The 18,198-nt window shown below is 49.0% G+C and carries 15 protein-coding genes; 5 read left to right on the top strand and 10 right to left on the bottom strand.

The annotated features are described in order from the left end of the window. Nucleotides 1-141: 141 nt before the first annotated feature. Nucleotides 142-1,413, bottom strand: a complete 1,272-nt coding sequence (locus KME12_10160) for a HAMP domain-containing histidine kinase (GenBank protein ID MBW4488140.1) — start codon at nt 1,411-1,413, stop codon at nt 142-144. A gap of 679 nt (nt 1,414-2,092) precedes the next feature. On the opposite strand from KME12_10160, the gene KME12_10155 reads away from it, so the two are divergent. Then, nucleotides 2,093-3,499 (top strand): TldD/PmbA family protein, encoded by a 1,407-nt coding sequence (locus KME12_10155; protein ID MBW4488139.1) that lies wholly within the window; start codon nt 2,093-2,095, stop codon nt 3,497-3,499. 30 nt (nt 3,500-3,529) lie between these two features. On the opposite strand, the gene coaE is transcribed toward KME12_10155, so the two are convergent. From coaE to KME12_10125, 6 genes are all read right to left on the bottom strand, one after another. Next, a complete protein-coding gene (coaE, locus tag KME12_10150) occupies nt 3,530-4,300 on the bottom strand; it encodes a dephospho-CoA kinase (GenBank protein ID MBW4488138.1) in 771 nt (256 codons plus the stop codon). A 114-nt stretch (nt 4,301-4,414) separates the two neighbouring features. After that, nucleotides 4,415-5,509: a heat-inducible transcriptional repressor HrcA gene (gene hrcA, locus KME12_10145; GenBank protein ID MBW4488137.1), complete on the bottom strand. Its 1,095-nt coding sequence runs from the start codon at nt 5,507-5,509 to the stop codon at nt 4,415-4,417. 429 nt (nt 5,510-5,938) lie between these two features. Then, entirely contained in the window at nt 5,939-6,295 is a 357-nt protein-coding gene (locus KME12_10140) for a rhodanese-related sulfurtransferase (GenBank protein MBW4488136.1), read from the bottom strand. A 123-nt stretch (nt 6,296-6,418) separates the two neighbouring features. Further along, nucleotides 6,419-7,543, bottom strand: a complete 1,125-nt coding sequence (locus KME12_10135; GenBank protein ID MBW4488135.1) for a hypothetical protein — start codon at nt 7,541-7,543, stop codon at nt 6,419-6,421. 123 nt (nt 7,544-7,666) lie between these two features. Further along, a complete protein-coding gene (locus tag KME12_10130; GenBank protein MBW4488134.1) occupies nt 7,667-9,349 on the bottom strand; it encodes a GspE/PulE family protein in 1,683 nt (560 codons plus the stop codon). A 151-nt stretch (nt 9,350-9,500) separates the two neighbouring features. After that, nucleotides 9,501-9,881 carry a hypothetical protein gene (locus tag KME12_10125; GenBank protein MBW4488133.1) on the bottom strand — a complete coding sequence of 127 codons (381 nt, stop codon included), beginning with the start codon at nt 9,879-9,881 and terminating at the stop codon, nt 9,501-9,503. Between the two features lie 138 nt (nt 9,882-10,019). Between KME12_10125 and KME12_10120 the strand changes: the two genes are divergently transcribed. Then, nucleotides 10,020-11,834, top strand: a complete 1,815-nt coding sequence (locus KME12_10120; protein MBW4488132.1) for a DUF3352 domain-containing protein — start codon at nt 10,020-10,022, stop codon at nt 11,832-11,834. Nucleotides 11,835-11,949: 115 nt separating this feature from the next. After that, the gene (locus KME12_10115) at nt 11,950-12,684 is read left to right on the top strand and encodes a plastoquinol terminal oxidase (protein MBW4488131.1); all 735 of its coding nucleotides are present in this window, start codon (nt 11,950-11,952) and stop codon (nt 12,682-12,684) included. Nucleotides 12,685-12,731: 47 nt separating this feature from the next. On the opposite strand, the gene mrdA is transcribed toward KME12_10115, so the two are convergent. Next, nucleotides 12,732-14,525 carry a penicillin-binding protein 2 gene (gene mrdA, locus KME12_10110; GenBank protein MBW4488130.1) on the bottom strand — a complete coding sequence of 598 codons (1,794 nt, stop codon included), beginning with the start codon at nt 14,523-14,525 and terminating at the stop codon, nt 12,732-12,734. A 402-nt stretch (nt 14,526-14,927) separates the two neighbouring features. Between mrdA and KME12_10105 the strand changes: the two genes are divergently transcribed. Beyond that, nucleotides 14,928-15,254, top strand: a complete 327-nt coding sequence (locus KME12_10105; protein ID MBW4488129.1) for an STAS domain-containing protein — start codon at nt 14,928-14,930, stop codon at nt 15,252-15,254. 34 nt (nt 15,255-15,288) lie between these two features. Here the strand turns inward: KME12_10105 and KME12_10100 are convergent, their stop codons facing one another. Next, nucleotides 15,289-16,425 (bottom strand): SpoIIE family protein phosphatase, encoded by a 1,137-nt coding sequence (locus KME12_10100; GenBank protein ID MBW4488128.1) that lies wholly within the window; start codon nt 16,423-16,425, stop codon nt 15,289-15,291. Between the two features lie 157 nt (nt 16,426-16,582). Between KME12_10100 and KME12_10095 the strand changes: the two genes are divergently transcribed. Then, complete coding sequence (locus tag KME12_10095) at nt 16,583-17,044, top strand: anti-sigma regulatory factor (GenBank protein MBW4488127.1); 462 nt, start codon at nt 16,583-16,585, stop codon at nt 17,042-17,044. Nucleotides 17,045-17,173: 129 nt separating this feature from the next. Here KME12_10095 and KME12_10090 read toward each other — a convergent pair whose 3' ends face one another. Continuing rightward, the gene (locus tag KME12_10090; GenBank protein MBW4488126.1) at nt 17,174-17,989 is read right to left on the bottom strand and encodes a response regulator; all 816 of its coding nucleotides are present in this window, start codon (nt 17,987-17,989) and stop codon (nt 17,174-17,176) included. Between the last annotated feature and the right edge of the window lie 209 nt (nt 17,990-18,198).

The following is an 18,198-nucleotide window of genomic DNA, read 5'->3' as shown; positions in this document are numbered from 1 at the left end:
ATCACCAAAAGCTACCAAAACCCAAGGCTCGAAACACCCATACTCAGCTTCGTTTGGAGGGGGTCTGGGGGACGCAACCGTCCCTCAGCGGGGGTTTGGGGGCGAGTGCCCCCAAGGCTCGGATTCCAAGCTGGGAATCACCTACAAATGACTCACTTCCAAAGGCAAGAAAATCGTCATTACCTCCCCTTGCTGAGGCTTCTCTCGCACAATCAACTTGCCCCCCAAAGCTTGAAACAAATTCTTCGTCACACCCAAACTCAAACTTAAGCTACCCGTCTCAGGCTGAAACATCAGTAACTGTCCAATCGACTTCAAAGCCGATCGCGCCGAATGGCTCGTATGAGTGGATGGGTCAGCCTGCGGTTGCAACTCAGACTGCAACTGTAGCTTCAACTGGCTCCCCGCCAACATCACCTGCACCTGAATATGGCTACCACTGGGCAAATTCCGAGTAAACCGCTCAATTAAACTGGTCAGAGCTTGATCCAGCATCGTTGGATCACTCACCACCATCGGCATTTTCTGAGGCAGCAACACCTTCAGCGTCAGATTCCGCAAACTCGCTTGCTTTTCCCAACGTGGAATACTTTGCTGCAACACCTGGTCAATCGAAGTCGAAGCCAAAGCCACTGGCGGACGCTTCACCGCCGACGTTTCCAACTCAACTGCTCGGAAAATCAAGCCAAAGCGATCGATTTGTTCGTTACACTCGCGATCGATAATTTCTAACCGCTTTAGTACCTCAGGCGCTAAGTCTTTGCGCTTCAGCAATAAGCGAGTCAAAGTGCGGATTGTTGTCAGCGGCGTCCGTACTTCATGAGCGATCGCCTGCAACAACTCCACATCCAAATTACTCTTCGGCTCGGCCATCGTGTCAGCAGGAGCATGAGCCTCTGAAGGCATCGCTTTAGTTGTAGCGCTGGCCATTGCCAACTCAGGAAATGGCTCTACAACCAAATGACCTGTCTCCGATTTAAAGGTGTGAGTATCTAGACGGGAGGAATCTAAAGCTTCCGCCTCTAAATCGATCGGGTCTGGTAAATGTTGCAGCAGCAGCCGACTAAACTGCATCACCGTTTTGTAATCCGGGGCTGTGGGCGCAAACTGAGCTACCAAAGCATCTAAGCGTTCCACTTGGTGAGGGCTGGTAAGTAAAGCACGGGGCCGTAGCGATCGCCAAGCACTTTGCACCGCCTCTGGGTCAAAAGAAAAACTGAAAGCGGGTTCCCCCGTTGCCTTCTCCCCCAACACCATCACTAAGCTAAACGCTGAGGTTAAAACCAAACAAAATTGTTCTGTCGCCAAAGGATCACCAGGCAACACAGGCAAGGCAGGGGTGGTTTCCGGAACCTCAGATACCTCTTTACTTAGCTCTTTACTTGATGAGGCGGGTGGCAGTTGAAAAGGCATCCAAGCAAAGGCATCTAAAGCTTTAGGTGTGAACACCCAAGACGCTAGACAGGCATTGAGGCTGGGTTGCGTCAAGATACAGGATGGCCCCGCGAGAATTAATCCTTGCTTGGCTTTGAGAGTGGAACGCTGCTTGCACGAAAACTGAGCCGTTGCTACGGGTTCTGCCCATTCTGGCAAGGTCACTTCCAATAAAACGTTAAGGGCCGCGATCGCTCCCCACCACTCCCGTTCGGCCCGCACTCGTTGCCGCGCGATCGACACATGGCTTGTGTTTGTTTCAACAGCCGATGCAGCACCATTAGTGGCTCCGTTTGGGGTGCCCTGGGCTAATACTTCACTTAAGCTTGGCAGTAACCACTGATGCACAACTCTAGCCCCCCAATGCAGTCGCTCGTCATGGCATCGAGACTGCGAATACTGTTTAATTTCACTTTAATTTCATTTCATCTAGTACCAGGTTATCGGTATCAGCCAATCCAAGCTAGGCGTAGAACCGAACTCTAAGGTGTCAATCTCCGTTGCCCTTAAAATCTTGTCCCAGAGTCTTGGTTGAGCTAGGGGTTCTGGCTGCACCCAGGCAGATTGTCTAACTGGACAACTGACAAGCCGCAAGAGGGTGGCAGCCTTGCTCCAATTAACTGCAAAATGGAGTTAGTTTACCCAAACCCTGTCCATCATGCCGACCTTGCTCACAGATGCCAAAAGCTTACTTTCCGACTTGGTTGCTCGCTACCGTTCTCAGGTGGATTACCTGGCCATTCGCCTAGAAGAGGCCGAAGGCACCGACATCTTGTTGCGGGGAGACAAGATCGAAAGCTTAAGTGAGGGTATTTCGATTGGTGGACAAGTGAGAGCTTGTCACAAAGGCGGTTGGGGCTTTGCTAGCTTTAATCGACTTTCAGGACTGGCAGAGCGGATTGAAGAAGCGATCGCCGCTGCCCGGATGGTAGGAGATGAAGAAACTATCCTAGCGCCGATTACCCCCATTCAAGACACTTGCATCTTGCCGCTGACAGGCCAAGATCCACGCCACGTTTCTTTAGACCAAAAGAAAAATCTATGTGACTACTACGCAGGTCTTTTGCGCTCTGTTGATCCGCAAATTACGACGATTTCTGTGCGCTACGGAGACAGCGCTCAGCGCATCCTCTTTGCTACGTCCGAAGGCACCCTGATTGAACAGTCTTGGGTGGATATGGAGATGCGCTTTGCGGCTACAGCCCGTAATGGTGAAACTGTGCAAACTGGGCGGGAAACTACTGGTTCTCGGCGTGGCTACGAAGATTTGTTAGGGCTAGATGCTCAGGTTCGTAGTGCTGCTCAGAGGGCAGTAGATGCTTTGGTGCTGCAACCCGTCAAAGGTGGCACCTATACCGTTGTGATTGACCCAATTCTCTCAGGCTTATTTGTCCACGAAGCCTTTGGGCATCTATCTGAAGCCGACATGGCCTACGAAAATCCTGACATTTTGGAAGTCATGACCTTGGGGCGGCGGTTCGGTTCTCCAGAGCTACAAATTTTCGACGGAGCTAAGCCACCTGGACATCGGGGCAGCTACTTCTACGACGACGAAGGCACCCCAGCAACCACCACTCAATTGATTCAAGATGGTGTGTTGGTTGGGCGGTTGCACTCACGCGAAACGGCTGGCAAGTTAGGCGAAGCTCCCACAGGAAATGCCCGCTGTCTCAACTACCACTATCCCCCGATTGTCCGCATGACCAATACCTGGATTGAGCGCGGTAAAACACCCGTTGCTGACCTGTTTCAAGATATCAAAGAAGGCGTTTACGCTCGCAATTGGCTCGGTGGTATGACCAATGGAGAAATGTTTACGTTTACGGCAGGGGAAGCGTGGATGATTCGCAATGGCGCGATCGCGGAGCCTGTTAGAGATGTAACTCTTTCCGGTAACGTGTTTACAACGCTAGCCGATATTGAAGCGATCGGAGATGACTTTTACTGGGATGAGTCAGGTGGCTGCGGCAAAGGTGGCCAAGGTGGCTTACCTGTCGGTTGTGGCGGTCCTAGTCTGCGTTTACGTAATGTCGTAGTGGGTGGCGAAGCAGTAGAAGATGAGTAGTTCATCTCTATTGGTTTAACGCTCTAGGGTTTAACACTCTAGATTTTCTCTGAGCTGCTTGCTTGGAGCATTTGCGCCTACGTCTGCGTTTGCCTTAGGTTGCGCGATCGCCCGATCCACTTGGCTGAGCAAATCATCTAAAGTGGAGGCATTATCCAGCACCACATCGGCACAAGCCACTTTTTTCTCGATCGCCATTTGGCTGTCGATTCTAGCCTGCACCTGCTCCAGACTCAGCCGATCGCCTTCTGGGGCAGTTCTGGCATCTCGCTGCAACAAGCGCTCAATCTGCTGAGCTGATCCACACCGAATCACCCACACCTCAGTGACCAGATCGGTCATACGGGCTTCAAACAGCAAAGGCACCACCAATACCACGGTGGGATAAGTTGCCGCAGGTAGAGCTTGCAACTGCGACTCCATGCGATCGCGCACATAAGGATGGATTCGCTGTTCCAACCACAGCCGCTCCGAAGGGCTGTTAAAGATGATCTTGCCTAAACGCCGACGATCTAGCTCGCCATGAGCCAAGAGAATGCCAACACCATAGCGCTCAACAATTTCTGAAAATACAGTCGAGTTCGGTCCCACTGCTTCTCTGGCATACAAGTCAGCATCTAAGATCGGCAGTTGATAAGTAGAAGCTAAATAGTTAGAGACCGTCGTCTTGCCCATGCCAATTCCCCCCGTCAAACCAATCACGCGCTGAGTAGGTTTCAGGGTTTGGGAAACTTCCGGCTGTGTCCCCTCACGCTTTTTAGGGGGGCGCTGTTCACGAAGGGTATTTAAGCTTTGAGTCATGTTCGTGAACTCATCAAGTGCCTCAAACGATCGATAAAAACTGCGGCCCAGTTCATCGATACTTGAAGAAATTTTAACAAGCTGACTGACCGAAACCAATAATGCCCTGATGAATCAGCTTAAAGTTTCAGAAAGGAAATCAGCGGCGGCTTCCACCATCGCGATCGCATTTTCATACACCATCCGTGTTGGCCCCAACACCCCAACACTGCCAACAGGAACTGCACCTCGACGGTAAGTTGCAGAAATCAGGGTACAGGCGCGAATAGGCTCTAATGGGTTTTCAGCTCCGATCCGGACTGTAGCTCGCTTGCCCGGTTGGTCAGAGTCAGAGTATTCAAAAATCAAAGGCCAGAGTTGGTCTTGCTCTTCTTCCAACAGGTGGATTATGGTTTGAACTTGTTGCAATTCAGAAAATTCTGGATGGCGCAAGACCTCAGACACCCCACTCACCACGATTTGAGTGGCTCTAGGTGACTGAGTTCGTCGCATTAAATCAGCCAGTGAAGCCCGCAAGGTATCGGCGTATTGGTCAAATTCTCGCCCTAGATCACTCCAGTCTAGGAGCGGTAAGTCGGCAAGCGATCGCCCCCGCAGGTGATGGTTTAAGAAGTTGGACAAAATCTGCAACTCCCGCTCCACCAGATCAGGATCGCTTGAGCGATTGGCTTGGTCTTGCTCAGCATTGACTTGCGGCAGCTCCATCAAAACCGATTGAGTTTCATAGGCATCTGTGACCACAATCAGCATCACTTGCCTCGGCTCAATCTGCACAATTTGTAAATGGCGCAGGCGAGCCATCGTCGTCTGAGGCATGGTAATCAAGGTCACATAGCCGCTAAGAGCTGCCAGGATCTGAGCTGCCCCCCGCAGCAATGCTTCAAAGCTCCAGCTATCCAAATTCAGGCGATCGCTCAGCAGTTGATCTACTCGTTGCGCTAGAGTTTCAGACGGAGTAATCAATTGATCGACATAAATGCGGTAGCCAGAATCTGAAGGCACTCGCCCTGCGGAAGTATGAGGTTGATACAACAATCCAGCTTTTTCCAGGTAACCCATCGCATTCCGGATGGTGGCTGGGCTCACACTCAGGTTGTACTCTTCTACCAAAGCTTTTGAACCCACTGGCTCCGCAGTTGCAATATAGTGGCGTACGGTGGCCCAAAGAACCCTTTGCTGTCGCTCGGTGAGATTCACTTGTACAGACATGAGATTGGTAGCTGAATTTAACTGAGCTTTATTAAAGATTGAAAGAAGATAAATGATTGTGAGGTCTATAAACTGAAAAGGTGCATTACTGACTCACTTTACTTATCCTGATTGAGGGGAATAGAACCAGTAATTGAACTCTCGATAAGAGTAGCGATCTGACTCTCACCAACCTGAATGCACCCCCGATTTAGAGGTAACTGGGATGCAACCAAGATAGCAGATGCCTTATGGTCTCTTTTGGGTTGCTTCGCCAGGAGTAACAAAAGTAACCATCTGCCTGAAGATCCCCAAAGTACTTAGTAGCTGCGATCCCTTTAAGCTTCTATTCAGTGACTATAGTCTATTAGTCTGCAATTCGGAATCTTAGGTTCCTTGGCAGGTAGTTGCGGGGTCATAGCTAGCACAAGTAATGAGGAGCAACAACGACTAATAACGAGGAATAGAAGGATCAACTACGACTGAATAAGCTTCGATCCCACCCTCAACATTTTTGATATTGGTGAAGCCCTGGCTGGCTAGCCACTGACACATTTGGGCTGACCGCATGCCGTGGTGACAGAGCACGATGGTTTCTGTGTGAGGGTCAAAGCGGGTTTGGATTTGCTCAGACCAGTTAGCATACTCACTCAGGGGCAAGTTCTCAAAGCCTGTAATGCTGGCGATCGCGACTTCTTGCGGCTCTCGTACATCCACTAATTGCAAGCCTTCTGAAGCTGCCAAACGGTTTGCCAGTTCCTCAACACTGATTGGAGTAAAAGCGAAATTGGTGGATTGGTTCGTCATGACGTTGCCTACTTGCTGTGATAGTCAGCTTAGAGATCTCCAAACTGATTTTATCTAGGTTTCAATCCCTCTCATCTGTTTATTCCCATCGCTCCCACCCAGGTGCCAATTTCGGTTTGGCCCCTAATGGGTAGAGCAGAGAAATTCCAAGCGACAGAAAGCTTGTCCCGCTTTTAGCAAGCAAGGTTCAGTGCCACGATTTGTCAACTTCACCATCACTTCAGGGGGTTCTAGCTCTCCAGATTCAGAGGTTGATGGTGGTGCTTCAAACCAACTGGCAGTGAGTTGATGTTGAGTGCGCAGAGATGCGACTAACTGAACTTGCACAGCAGAAGTTAGGCCTTTCAACTGAAAACCCAATCGGCAAACGATGGATTGTCCTGGATCTAAGGTCAGGCGATCGCAGCGTTTGATCAGTCCCCCCTGACCTGCTACATCGGGTGTTTGTACCAGAAAATTGCGAGTCAGCCAACAGGCAACCACTGCTGTAGCCAAATTGCCTGTAGCTGAAGTAGGAACCAAGGCAGGGATGACCCGAAGCACCGGAAAACGCATTAAATGTGGCAGTTTGACCAAATCAATGGCGGGAGTTCTGGCTGTGGGTACAGAATGGGCAGCGATCGCGGCTGAAGTTTTACGGGTTGCCTCTCTGGCAGGTCTAGCAAAAGGATGGGCTGCAACCTGAGTTGTAGTGGCCTCGCTCAGAATCGCGGGTTCACCTACTACTCGCCTTCTGGGAGTAACAACTTGAGCTGGTGACTCACCTTCTTCAAACACATCAATAATCACTAAGTTGTTGGTTTCCGCCGACTCAGCCACTTGAGGTTTGGCTAAGGTAGGACGAACCAAGCGAGGCGTCACATTAGACAGCTCACGCTCCAAATCCTCCGAGAAGGAGGTAATCATTGTTCCAGTTACTTCTTTGGCAACTTTTTCAGCGGCCCCATTAAAGGGAGATAGTTTACGGCTGGGTGCTGATCGATGCACAGAGGGGTGATTGAGCCTTGGATCCTGGCGTCGCCGTTCTTTCAGATATTGCTGGACAATAGTTTGGCGATTGCGCATATAGTCCGCCCAAAAGCCAGGTTGGATCTCATCCATCGTTTGAGCAAGAGACCAGATCTCCAACGTCATCATGTTGTAGAACGTCTGGTCAGCGCTTTGGAGCTCTTTAATCCAGCTGGCAACGTCGCGGCTCGAAGTGAGCGGGCTGCTGTCTAAAGTACTAACAGAACTCAACCCCATCATTGGCGATCGCCTCTAATACTTCGGATTATCCTACCCAACTATCCCAGCATAAAAAGACACAGGCATATTTGTTTTACCAAGCCTTTACATAATTTTTTTAGATTGTCTAATGTCAGGCTGTAGTTAAGAGGTGACATTAATCAACTTCATATGGCTCGTTTGGGGTCGAGCTGTTGGCTTACGATACAAAGCACTATGAGGTAAAACCCGCAGCACCTCGGTAATTGTTGTCACTCCTGTCGTTACCTTCTCGATCGCAGCCCCACGGAAGGAAGCAAAGTTAATTTCGCTTAAATGCCGATGCAACTGGGTCATCGTTCCTTCATAGATAATTTGGCGCACCGTATCATCCACATCTAATAATTCGATAATCGCTTCTCGGCCCATATAACCGGAGTTAAAGCATTTTGGGCAGCCTCGACCCTTCCGCCACAACTCTGGGGAGGCTTCATCGAGCTTTAAGCCGAGCACTTTTAAGTCTGCTTCTGTAGGGGTATAAGGTTCAGCACAGTGAGGACAGATTCGGCGTACCAAGCGCTGAGCGACAATGCCGAGCAAAGCATCACTGATCAAGCCTGGGTCAGGACCAATATCTTTTAAGCGGGGGATGGCACTGGCTGCGTCATTGGTGTGCAGCGTTGTCAGGACTAGGTGACCCGTCAAAGCCGCGCGAATTCCTGTCTCTGCCGTTTCACTATCCCGAATTTCTCCTAGCATAATGATGTCTGGGTCTTGGCGCAGAATTGCTCGCAGCCCAGCCGCAAAAGTCATGCCTGCGGGTTCATGCACCTGAGTTTGGGTAATGCGTGGCAACACATATTCAACGGGATCTTCGACCGTGATCACATTGACAAATTCTGTGGCTACCACTTGCAAACTGGTGTAGAGCGTACTCGTCTTGCCTGAACCCGTAGGCCCCGTAAAAATCACCATCCCTTGGGGTTGCTGTAGCCAGTTTTTGTAGATGGCCAAGGTTTTTTCAGTAAAACCCAGTTCGTCAATGCTGGAAAAGGGATTTTGGCGAGGTAGCAGACGAATAACGGCTTTTTCGCCACCAATACAAGGCAGAGTGCTGACTCGCATGTCTAAGCCCAAGTCAGAGTCTTGACCAGAGGCATACTTTTCCCCCATCCTGGCATCCTGAGGGCGACGACTTTCTGCAATGTCCATATCTGCCATGACTTTCAGCGCCACGATCGCCCGACGACTGATTTCTAAGGGCAAGGTGGTAATATCGCGCAGAATGCCATCAATGCGATAGCGCACTCGTAGCCCTTCCGGTGTGGGTTCTAGGTGAATGTCACTCGCCCGGTTGCGTAAGGCTCCAGAAATGATGGTACGAATCCGACTGATTTGGTCTACTGCTTTGGAAAGGTAGAGTTCGGTAACTTCTCCAATATTTTCTTGATCCTGTTCTCCGGTGAGGGGATTCACCAGAGGCGTTGAGCTGATACGGTTGTTGTCTAGGTTTTGGCTATGAAACCAGTTGCGATAGCTTTTATCAGAAATTGGAATGATTTTGATTTCGGTGAAGGTGCGATCGCTGAGCTTTCTAATTTCATCTAGCGGTAGGGCGATCGGACTACCTAAGAAATAGCAGTTACGCCATAACAACAGCGGAATCACGGGTGGTAAAGTCCCGCGATCGGGAAATTCGCGCAAAAAGCGATAGCTCACTTCTCGATCGAGTAATTCCAGCCTAACGACACCCTGAGCATCCACTAGTAGCTGTAGCGCTGCTTCGCAAGTGATTTCACGGTTCTTTAGCTGTTGCCAAGCGGACAGGGAAGCAAAAGGGGTCTGCATATTTTTTGTATGTTAAGCAGTTAAGAAAGGACGCGTCAAAGCAGCCAGCGATCGCTCATTCACTCTAGCGAATCAGCTTAGCCCAGTCGGTCAGCACTGAGGTGTTATCCCTGCAACAGGAGAAATAATTTATACAGACAACCTACTTAGCTCAAGGTTCTGATGTAGGCGGCGTTGATTCTGCGTCCGAGTGAGCATGCTTATGCTGAAGAAATTGTTTAAGTGCTGTTTGACGGTGACTCATGAAGCGGGTCCAGAATCCTGGCAATAACCCATCCATCGTTTTTGCAATTGACCACACTTCCATCGCCATCAGGTTGTAGAACGAGCGATCGGATTTTTGTAACAGATTTAGCCACTGCTCAAAATCCATTTGAGCCATTAATTCTGGGCTATCTTCCTGTGGCTCTTGCGGTGCGTCAAACTGCTGAAAATCAGGCTCTGACATGGCGATCGCCTCTGAATCATGCTCAACTTTGGCAAAGACTTTGACACCTAGGTGCCCTAGACTGATTCCTACCCTAGCAAGCATTTTCAGGAAAACAGCCGTCGCCAGATCAGTCTTTGGTCTCAGAATGCCCAGATTTGTGGCTTGATAGATAATGATCCTGGAATAATGATCCTGGATTGTTTTTCGCTCAATAGCCCTCAAGCAGCGTCTAAATTCACCATGAAGCTCCGCTCATTTTTCTCGGTTCTGGTCGCCAGTGTTCTGGTGCTGCTCTTGGTCGGTGCCAGCGGCTTTTACTGGCTCACAGCTCGCAGTCCCCTTACGCTCTTGCGAGGTGGATCTACAGATGGTCCCGCAGCAGCCATGTTTGTGCCCAAACAAGCTCCAGCCGTGGTGTCTTTGTTGGTGAATCCAGAACGCTTGGAGGCATTTCGCCAAGTCGTCGCCGCTCCGGGTAACCGCCGTCAGTCTAGAGCTGAAATTGAGCAACTAAAGCAAAGTTTGCTCGCGAATACGGGTCTTGATTACAAGCAAGACGTGGAGCCTTGGCTAGGAGATGAAATCACTCTCGCCTTAACTTCGCTTGATGTTGATCGAGATCAAAAAACCGGGCAACAACCGGGCTACCTGTTGGCGATCGCCACTCAAAATCCAGAACGTAGTCGCGAATTCTTACAGTTGTTTTGGCAGAAACGGGCAACAACTGGCACAGAGCTAGTGTTTGAGCAGTACAAAGGCGTCAAGCTGATTTACGGCCAATCCGAAACAGCGGTGCAGCCCCAAAAGTCAGAAACTAAGCGTAAAAAAAATAAGCAGCAAGAACCTGATTCAGTGCTCACGGCTCAGCCTGCAACCACTCTAGCAACGGCTGTGGTGGGCGATCGCTTTGTATTATTTGCGAATCAACCTAAGGTGTTGCGAGATGCGATCAATAACGTGCAAGCGGCTGAACTGGGTTTAGGAAGTTCTCAAGCCTATCAGCAAGCGTTGCAGAGCTTCAAGCAGCGGCAAATCGGCTTAGTGTTTCTCAATTTGCCTCAGTTGGCGGCTTGGTCAAGCCAGGGATTGGCGGCAGATGCGAGTACTGAAGCGAAAAATTTGTATGAAAGTGTCGCCCTCGGTCTAGGATTAAGCCGCCAAGGGCTCTTGGCTGAAACCGCTTTCTTGGCTGCACCAGGTCAAACCTTACCTGCCGCTACTCCTGCACTATCTAAGCCAACAGGAGCTTTGGCCTATATTCCTGCTAGCAGCCCCATCGTCGCAGCAGGCACTGACTTACAGCAGTTATGGACGCAAATTTCTAGTGGCGTATCGGGTTACGAAACGCTGGCTCAACTAATCAATCAGCCGCTCAACAATCTACGGAACGCTTGGCAGCTTGACCTCCCCCAAGACATTTTTAGTTGGGTGCAAGGAGAATATGCTTTGGCCTTACTGCCACGTCCAGAGCAACAACCCGACTGGGTTTTTGTCACTCAAAGAACTGAAGCCGCAACAACCGCGATCGCCAACCTAGATACCTTAGCCAAGGACAGAGGCTTCAGCGTCGGCCCCCTCACCTTAGCCGATCGCCCAGTTTCCGCTTGGACTAAGTTAGACTCCACCCCTCTCAAAACCACTGGGAGAGAGAATGGCAAAACTACTGGTAAAACTATTGGCATCCCAGTCGTGAACGTAGTTGCAGCTGAGGTGGAAGGCGTTCATGCCACCGTGGAAAACTACGAGATTTTCGCAACTTCTGTGGAGGCGATGGAACAAGCGCTGCAAGCTACCAAAACTTCTCTAATCGACAACCCTAGCTTTAAAGCGGCGATCGCAGCCCTCCCTAAAGACAACGATGGCTACCTGTACCTAGATTGGGCGAATAGTCGCTCGATTCTAGAACAACAGCTTCCTTTCTTGCGTCTCGTGGAGCTAGCGAGTCAGCCGTTCTGGAACCAGTTGCGATCGCTTACCGTTACCAGCCTAGGAGGAGAATCTGGAGTGCGACGGAGTGAAGTCTTCCTCAACTTGAGTGCGACTGACCAAGCTTAAGGTTTAGCTTAGATGCTGAGGATGCCATTGGCCTTGGGGATTGCTACGATCAAAGCAGGAGATAACTCTCCCCGCTACCTGAAGAAAGCGGACTTTACTCCTTCGGGAGGTTTGCATGGTCAAGTTTGTATTGCGATCGCTGGTAGGCATCCTCATATTTGTGATTGATACGTCCTACCGCGATCGCTCTTACCAGCGCTTCTACGTCCTAGAGACTGTTGCGCGTGTCCCCTACTTCTCTTACCTTTCGGTCCTACACCTTTACGAAACGCTTGGTTGGTGGCGCAAAGCCGATTGGCTCAAGGTGCATTTCGCAGAAGCCTGGAATGAACTCCACCACTTGCTGATTATGGAATCCTTGGGTGGCAACCGCTGGTGGATCGATCGCTTTTTTGCTCAGCACACCGCTCTAATGTACTACTGGGTGATGGTTGGCTTGTATATGGTCTCGCCGCGCTCAGCCTACTACATGATGGAGCAGATTGAAGGGCATGCCTTCCACACCTATGACCAGTTTGTAGAAACTCATCAAGCCGAATTGCAAGCTCAACCTGCTCCTGCCATTGCGATCGCCTACTACCGCGATGGCGACCTCTACATGTTTGATGAGTTCCAAACCTGTACGAAGCCAGAGTCTCGACGACCCTCGGTAGATAACCTCTACGATGTTTTCGTCAATATCCGCGACGACGAAGCCGAACATGTCAAGACAATGGTGGCTTGCCAACAGCCTGATGCCCAGAGCGCTTTAAGAAGTCCTCACACGCTAGTAGCCGAGCAGTTAGCTCTAGAAGTGGAACTGGTGCTACCAACTACCACTCCTACATCGGTTGCCGCTGTTGAAAGTTAAGATGCCCTCTCCCTAACCCTCTTCCTCAGGGAGAGGGAACTGGATGCTTATTTTGGTTTCGCCTTAGGCTTGGCTGGGCTTGGGGGCTTGAAGTAAACCTTATACATCTCGTGAGCGATCGGTACCGCAGATACGGCACCAAATCCGCCATTTTCTACCACAACTGCGATCGCAATTTGCGGATCTTTCACGGGGCCGTAACCCACATACACCGCATTATCTTCCTGTCCCGGCACTTCTGCGGTGCCAGTCTTTCCAGCAGTCGGGGGAATTGAGCCGTCGCTGAGCTGCTTCGCGGTTCCCTGTTGTACCACGGCAATTAAGCCATTGTGAACTGTGGCAATAGTACCGGGAGACATCCCCACTTTTTCAGGCTGAGTGGCTGGAGTGTTTGTTTGAGAAGCGAGCATGTGGGGCTTGACTCGCAATCCTCCATTGGCGATCGCTGAATACATCACCGCCATTTCCACGGGTGTTGCTTGGACTAAACCTTGCCCGATCGACATGCTCACCGTGTCGCCCGCGTACCAAGGCTCACCATAGAGCTTTTCTTTTTGGGCTGGAGTCGGAGCTGCGCCATAGCCTGCCTTCTCGAAACCCAACACCTCAGTTTCACCAATTCCCAAGCGGTGCGACCATTTAGAAATTTGCTCTGGCCCTGCCGCTAAGCCCATTTGGTAGAAAAAGGTATTACTGCTAACGGCGAAGGCATCTCGGAAGCCAATCACCCCATAGCCGCTGCCATGCTCATGGAATTGAAAGCCACCCACTGTAATGTAAGACGAAGTCGCTAAAGTGGAATCTGGCGAAAATTTACCCGATTCTAGACCCGCCACTGCTGTGACTAACTTAAACGTGCTACCCGGTGGGTACCCCTGAAAAGCGCGATTCAGAAATGGTTTATCTTCCCCTTGCAACCGTTCCCACTCCTTAGAAGCAACTCTCCGGGTGAAAATATTGGGATCAAAGGTAGGACCACTTGCCAGCGCTAAAACTGCCCCGGTTTTTACATTCAGTGCTACCACAGCACCCCGCCGCTTATTCAACGCCTTCTCTGCCGCTTTCTGCAACTCTAAATCCAGCGTTAACTTGACAGATGAGCCTGCCTGAGTCGGAGAATTGCCGAGCAAACGTAGTTCCTTCCCGCCTGCATCTACCTCAATCAAGCGCCCTCCCCAGACACCCTGCAACTGAGGTTGCAACAACCGCTCTAGTCCCATTTGTCCCACGATCATGCCCATTGGGTAGTCAGGGTTCGCCTTCAGGTCATCTGCGGTTGCCTCACCGATATATCCCAGCACATGAGCAGCTAAGTCACCATTTGGATAATTGCGGGCTGATTCTGGTCGAATTTCCAAGCCTGGTAAATCCCCAATTTGCTCTGCCAGCCTAGTGAAAGCGTCAGGGCTAAGGTTTTGGCTAATCCGAACGGGCATAGTTGAGTGATAGCCCACATCTTTCAATTTTTTTAGAATCTCAGTGGGTGGCACGTTCAAAATGGGTCCTAGCTGGGTCGCCCATTGTTGCCACTGAGCCTGGGTTTGGTATCTGGGCCAGAGGTATACAGCCCGCGAAACTCGGTTGGCCGCCAGCAGTTTGCCTTTGCGGTCTAGAAGATTGCCTCGGTCAGCAGGAATAGGGATTAAACGAATACGATTTTGTTCGGCCAGCTGGCGATTTTGCTGTCCTTGGATTAACTGAAGTTGGGCCACGCGAAACATACATCCTGAGATCAAGGATGTCATCACAAGGGTTAACACAATGCCGCGACTGGTTCGCTCTTGGATGTTGTTAACAAAGCGGGTTGCAGAGGATGAAGAAAAGGAGAGTCCGGTAGCCATCTTGCCTGAACTAAAGCGGTGGGTTGGGGGAGCTGATCAAAGACTGTTCGAGACTGCAACAAGTGACACAGGTCGGTTTGAGAGAGACAGCTAAAACTGATCCTGCTCCTGTTAACTTCCTAAATTCAGACCGCCTCATCCGGAATTTTGCTGACAAATCTAGAAAACTCAGGATATGTTCTGATCCACGGCTGAATCTCAGCAGTATTCTGCCTGCTAGGATAAGCTGAAAACATGGAATGAGAAGAAATTCGGGCTTGAGGTGTAGATAGGCCACAAGAATTTTGATTATCTTGAAGTCTACGTGGGAATACTAAAGATTACGAAGTCTATCTCACTGGGTAGGCTCCTCTTAAGTTGTACGAAAATTGCTAAACCGTAGTTGCATATTTGGATTTGGTTATGAGTCCTGTACTTAAAGTGGTTCAGCCTGTAGGCATTCTTGATGGCACTCAAGTCAATCATCTCCGGCAGGAAATCAATGATGCTGTAACAGCGGGTACCGATATTGTCTTGATTGACTTAGAAAATGTTACGTTTATGGACAGCTCTGGCTTAGGAGCTTTAGTGATCGCCCTAAAAACTATTCGGACTGCTGGGGGGAAACTGTTTCTTTGCTCGATTAATGACCAAGTTAAGATGCTGTTTCAATTAACTAGCATGGATCGAGTGTTCGAAGTTTTTCCCAGCCGAGCTGAGTTTAATCAGGCAGTTTTATTACCTAATTAGACAAGCTGCTCAATGCTTGTGGGCATTGCTGCGGTCAGCCAAAGTTGACTTGTAATAGCGATAAATCATCATCAAATGTTTCTTTAGTGCTGATTGCCCGCACTGATCCCAGCACTGAAGCTAGGTCGTCGTTATGGGCTTGATTCAAGTCGGTGAGTAAGCTGACGAAACCATCTAAGGTCCAAGTTTCGCCATCGGGTTGATTAATTTCGTAAATGCCATCGCTGAAGATGTAGAGAGTACTACCTGCTTCAATTTCACAGCGATCGCTGACATAGTGAGCGTCAGAAAACATCCCGATGGGTAAGCCTGGAGTTTTTAATTGTTGAGCTGGGGTAGTTGGGCTAGAGCCACCTGCAAGCAAAATTGCTGGAGGATGGCCTGCGCTTGCGTACACTAACTGCCGCTTTGCTTGGTTATAGACGCCGTACCAAATGGTGAAATATCGTTCATTGTGTCCACTCATTTGAAAAGTGTCGTTCAAGCCGCTGAGCACTCTATCAGGCAAATAGAAGTTAACTCCAGGTAAGGATTGCGATCGCAGCAAATTTAGCACGGAGATTGACGGCAAGGCGGACCCTAGGCCATGCCCGGATACATCTAGCAGATAAATTGCTAGATAGTCAGGGTCTAGCCAAAAATAGTCAAAACAGTCTCCTCCAAGCTGCCTAGAAGGGATAAAGCAGCTATTGATTGTGGGAGAGTCAGGTAGAGGAGGTGGTAACAGCGATCGCACATAATCTGCGGCTTCGGCTAACTCAGCTTCTAAAAGCTGCTTTTGTGTTTGTAAGTCTTGAGTAAGTTGATGCAAGCGTAGTCCTGCTCTGACTCGTGCTTTCAACTCATTCATTTCAATCGGCTTTGACAAAAAGTCATCTGCCCCGGAGTCCAGCCCTCTAACGCGATCCTCAACGTCTCCGCGAGAAGTCAACAAAATAAAAAAAGTTGTGGACAAATCTGGGTTTGCCTTCACCTGACGGCATACTTCTAACCCATCTCGTCCCGGCATCATCCAATCGCAAATGATTAGAGCAGGACGGAGTTGCTGGGCCAACTCGGTTCCTTCATTGCCATTCCGCGCCAAAGCTACGTCATAGCCTTGGTTTTGTAGATTTCTCGTCAAAACCAATCGAATTACGGGATCATCATCTATGACTAAAATTCGAGGCATGGCGTATGAAATGATCAATCTTGTCAAGAATGGCAGCAGACGCAGTTACTAGCAGCCATTAGTCATAAAGCCTAGTAGGGCAAGATCATAGCCTGACACTAAGTCTTTCAATATTAGGACAATATGCTCTACGCCATCATAAACCCATTATCTACTTATTAATGGCCTATCAGTTCTTGGAGGTCTCAAAGTGCAACAAAAAAATCATTTACGTGTTAATACAGATCTCAATGAACTAGTACAAGTTCTTTCTTGGTTTGAAAAATTTAATCAACCACAGATTCCTAGGGAAGTTTGGTTACAATGCCAAACAGCTTTAGCGGAAGGGTTGACTAATGCTATTCGACACGCTCATAAGGATCAGCCTGTAGAAACCCCAATTGATATTGAAGTAGAAACCTCTACTGATACTCTGCAAATCCGCATTTGGGATCAAGGTCAACCTTTTGATCTCAATAGCAGGTTGGAGAAAACTACGAATACAGTTGACTTTACGGCTTCTAGTGGTCGTGGTCTACAGATTTTGAAATCAGTCGCCGATCACATCAGCTATAGCGTTACAGAAGACAATCGTAACTGCTTATTGATTGTGAAACATTACGCAGCTACGAAACCTTGAGTTTTTTGACAACACTAGAGAGCTGAAACATTAGCGAGAAGCGCTTGAAGTAATCTTTAGCTTCAGTAATTTAATTAAATATCAAGCAGCAAAATTACGACACTAACCAAGCTTATAGCATTATCTATATCACTGATTTTCTTGAGTAAATTTCTCTATTTGAGTCAAAGCTTGTTCAATTTCTGCTAGAAGCTGGGTTGAATCTTCCGACTTCTGCTGACGTGCTTGTTGTTCTATTTGGGCAGCTGCAACCTGCATTGTTTTTGCGCCTACATTTGCGCTAGCACCTTTAATGTGGTGAGCTGCTTGCTCAATTTCCCAGAAATTACTTTCTGCGATCGCTGTTTTGATCGCCTTTAAATGTATTTGAGTATCTTCAACAAAAATAGTGAGTAACTCCAGCTCAAATTCATAACTATTGTCAGACATTTGATGGAGATGATCCCAATCTATAGGGGGGGTGCATTTATCTAGTTCTGGTAAAAATTCTGAAGAACTAGCGCCTGATTGATCTATCTGCACAGTGCCCTGATGTTTGGCCGCAAGGATTTTTTGGCTCCACTCTTCTAGTTTGAGGGCTAGCTCATCCTTGCGAACAGGTTTATTTAGAACATCATTAACTCCTGCGGCTAAACACCTAGATTGCTCTTGCGGGGTGTAATCAGCAGTCATCGCTAGTATCACGATGGGGGTGCGATCGCCTATTGCAGCGTCCAGTTCTAAGCGACGAATTGCGGCTGTTAAGGCATAACCATCCATTCCTGGCATCTCACAGTTGGTGAGGACGATGTCATAATTCGCCCCAGAGATCTGTTGCAGCGCCTCTTGTCCATTGGTACTCACATCAGCTGTGTAGCCCAAGCTTTTGAGCTGATACAAAGTTACTTTCTGATTAACTGGATTGTCCTCAACCAGTAAGATTTTTAAGCCAGAGTCATTATTCATATTATTTCTTGCTGAGAATATTTCTAGGAAGTTTTAGTTTACTAAAGCCCTTTAAACTTTTCTGAGATGTGACTTATCTGTTATGAATCTACAGACTTAGCCGCAGTTCGGAGCCTCCTCCTCTACTAACCCAGCGAGCCTCTGTAGCCTAAGGTTATGGCTCTGTAGGGTGTAGGGTGTCGTTTTGAAAGGCTCTGTTTAAATCAGAA

Source organism: Trichocoleus desertorum ATA4-8-CV12 (genome assembly GCA_019358975.1).
Taxonomy (GTDB): domain Bacteria; phylum Cyanobacteriota; class Cyanobacteriia; order FACHB-46; family FACHB-46; genus Trichocoleus; species Trichocoleus desertorum_A.
This window is presented reverse-complemented; position numbering and strand designations above follow the sequence as displayed.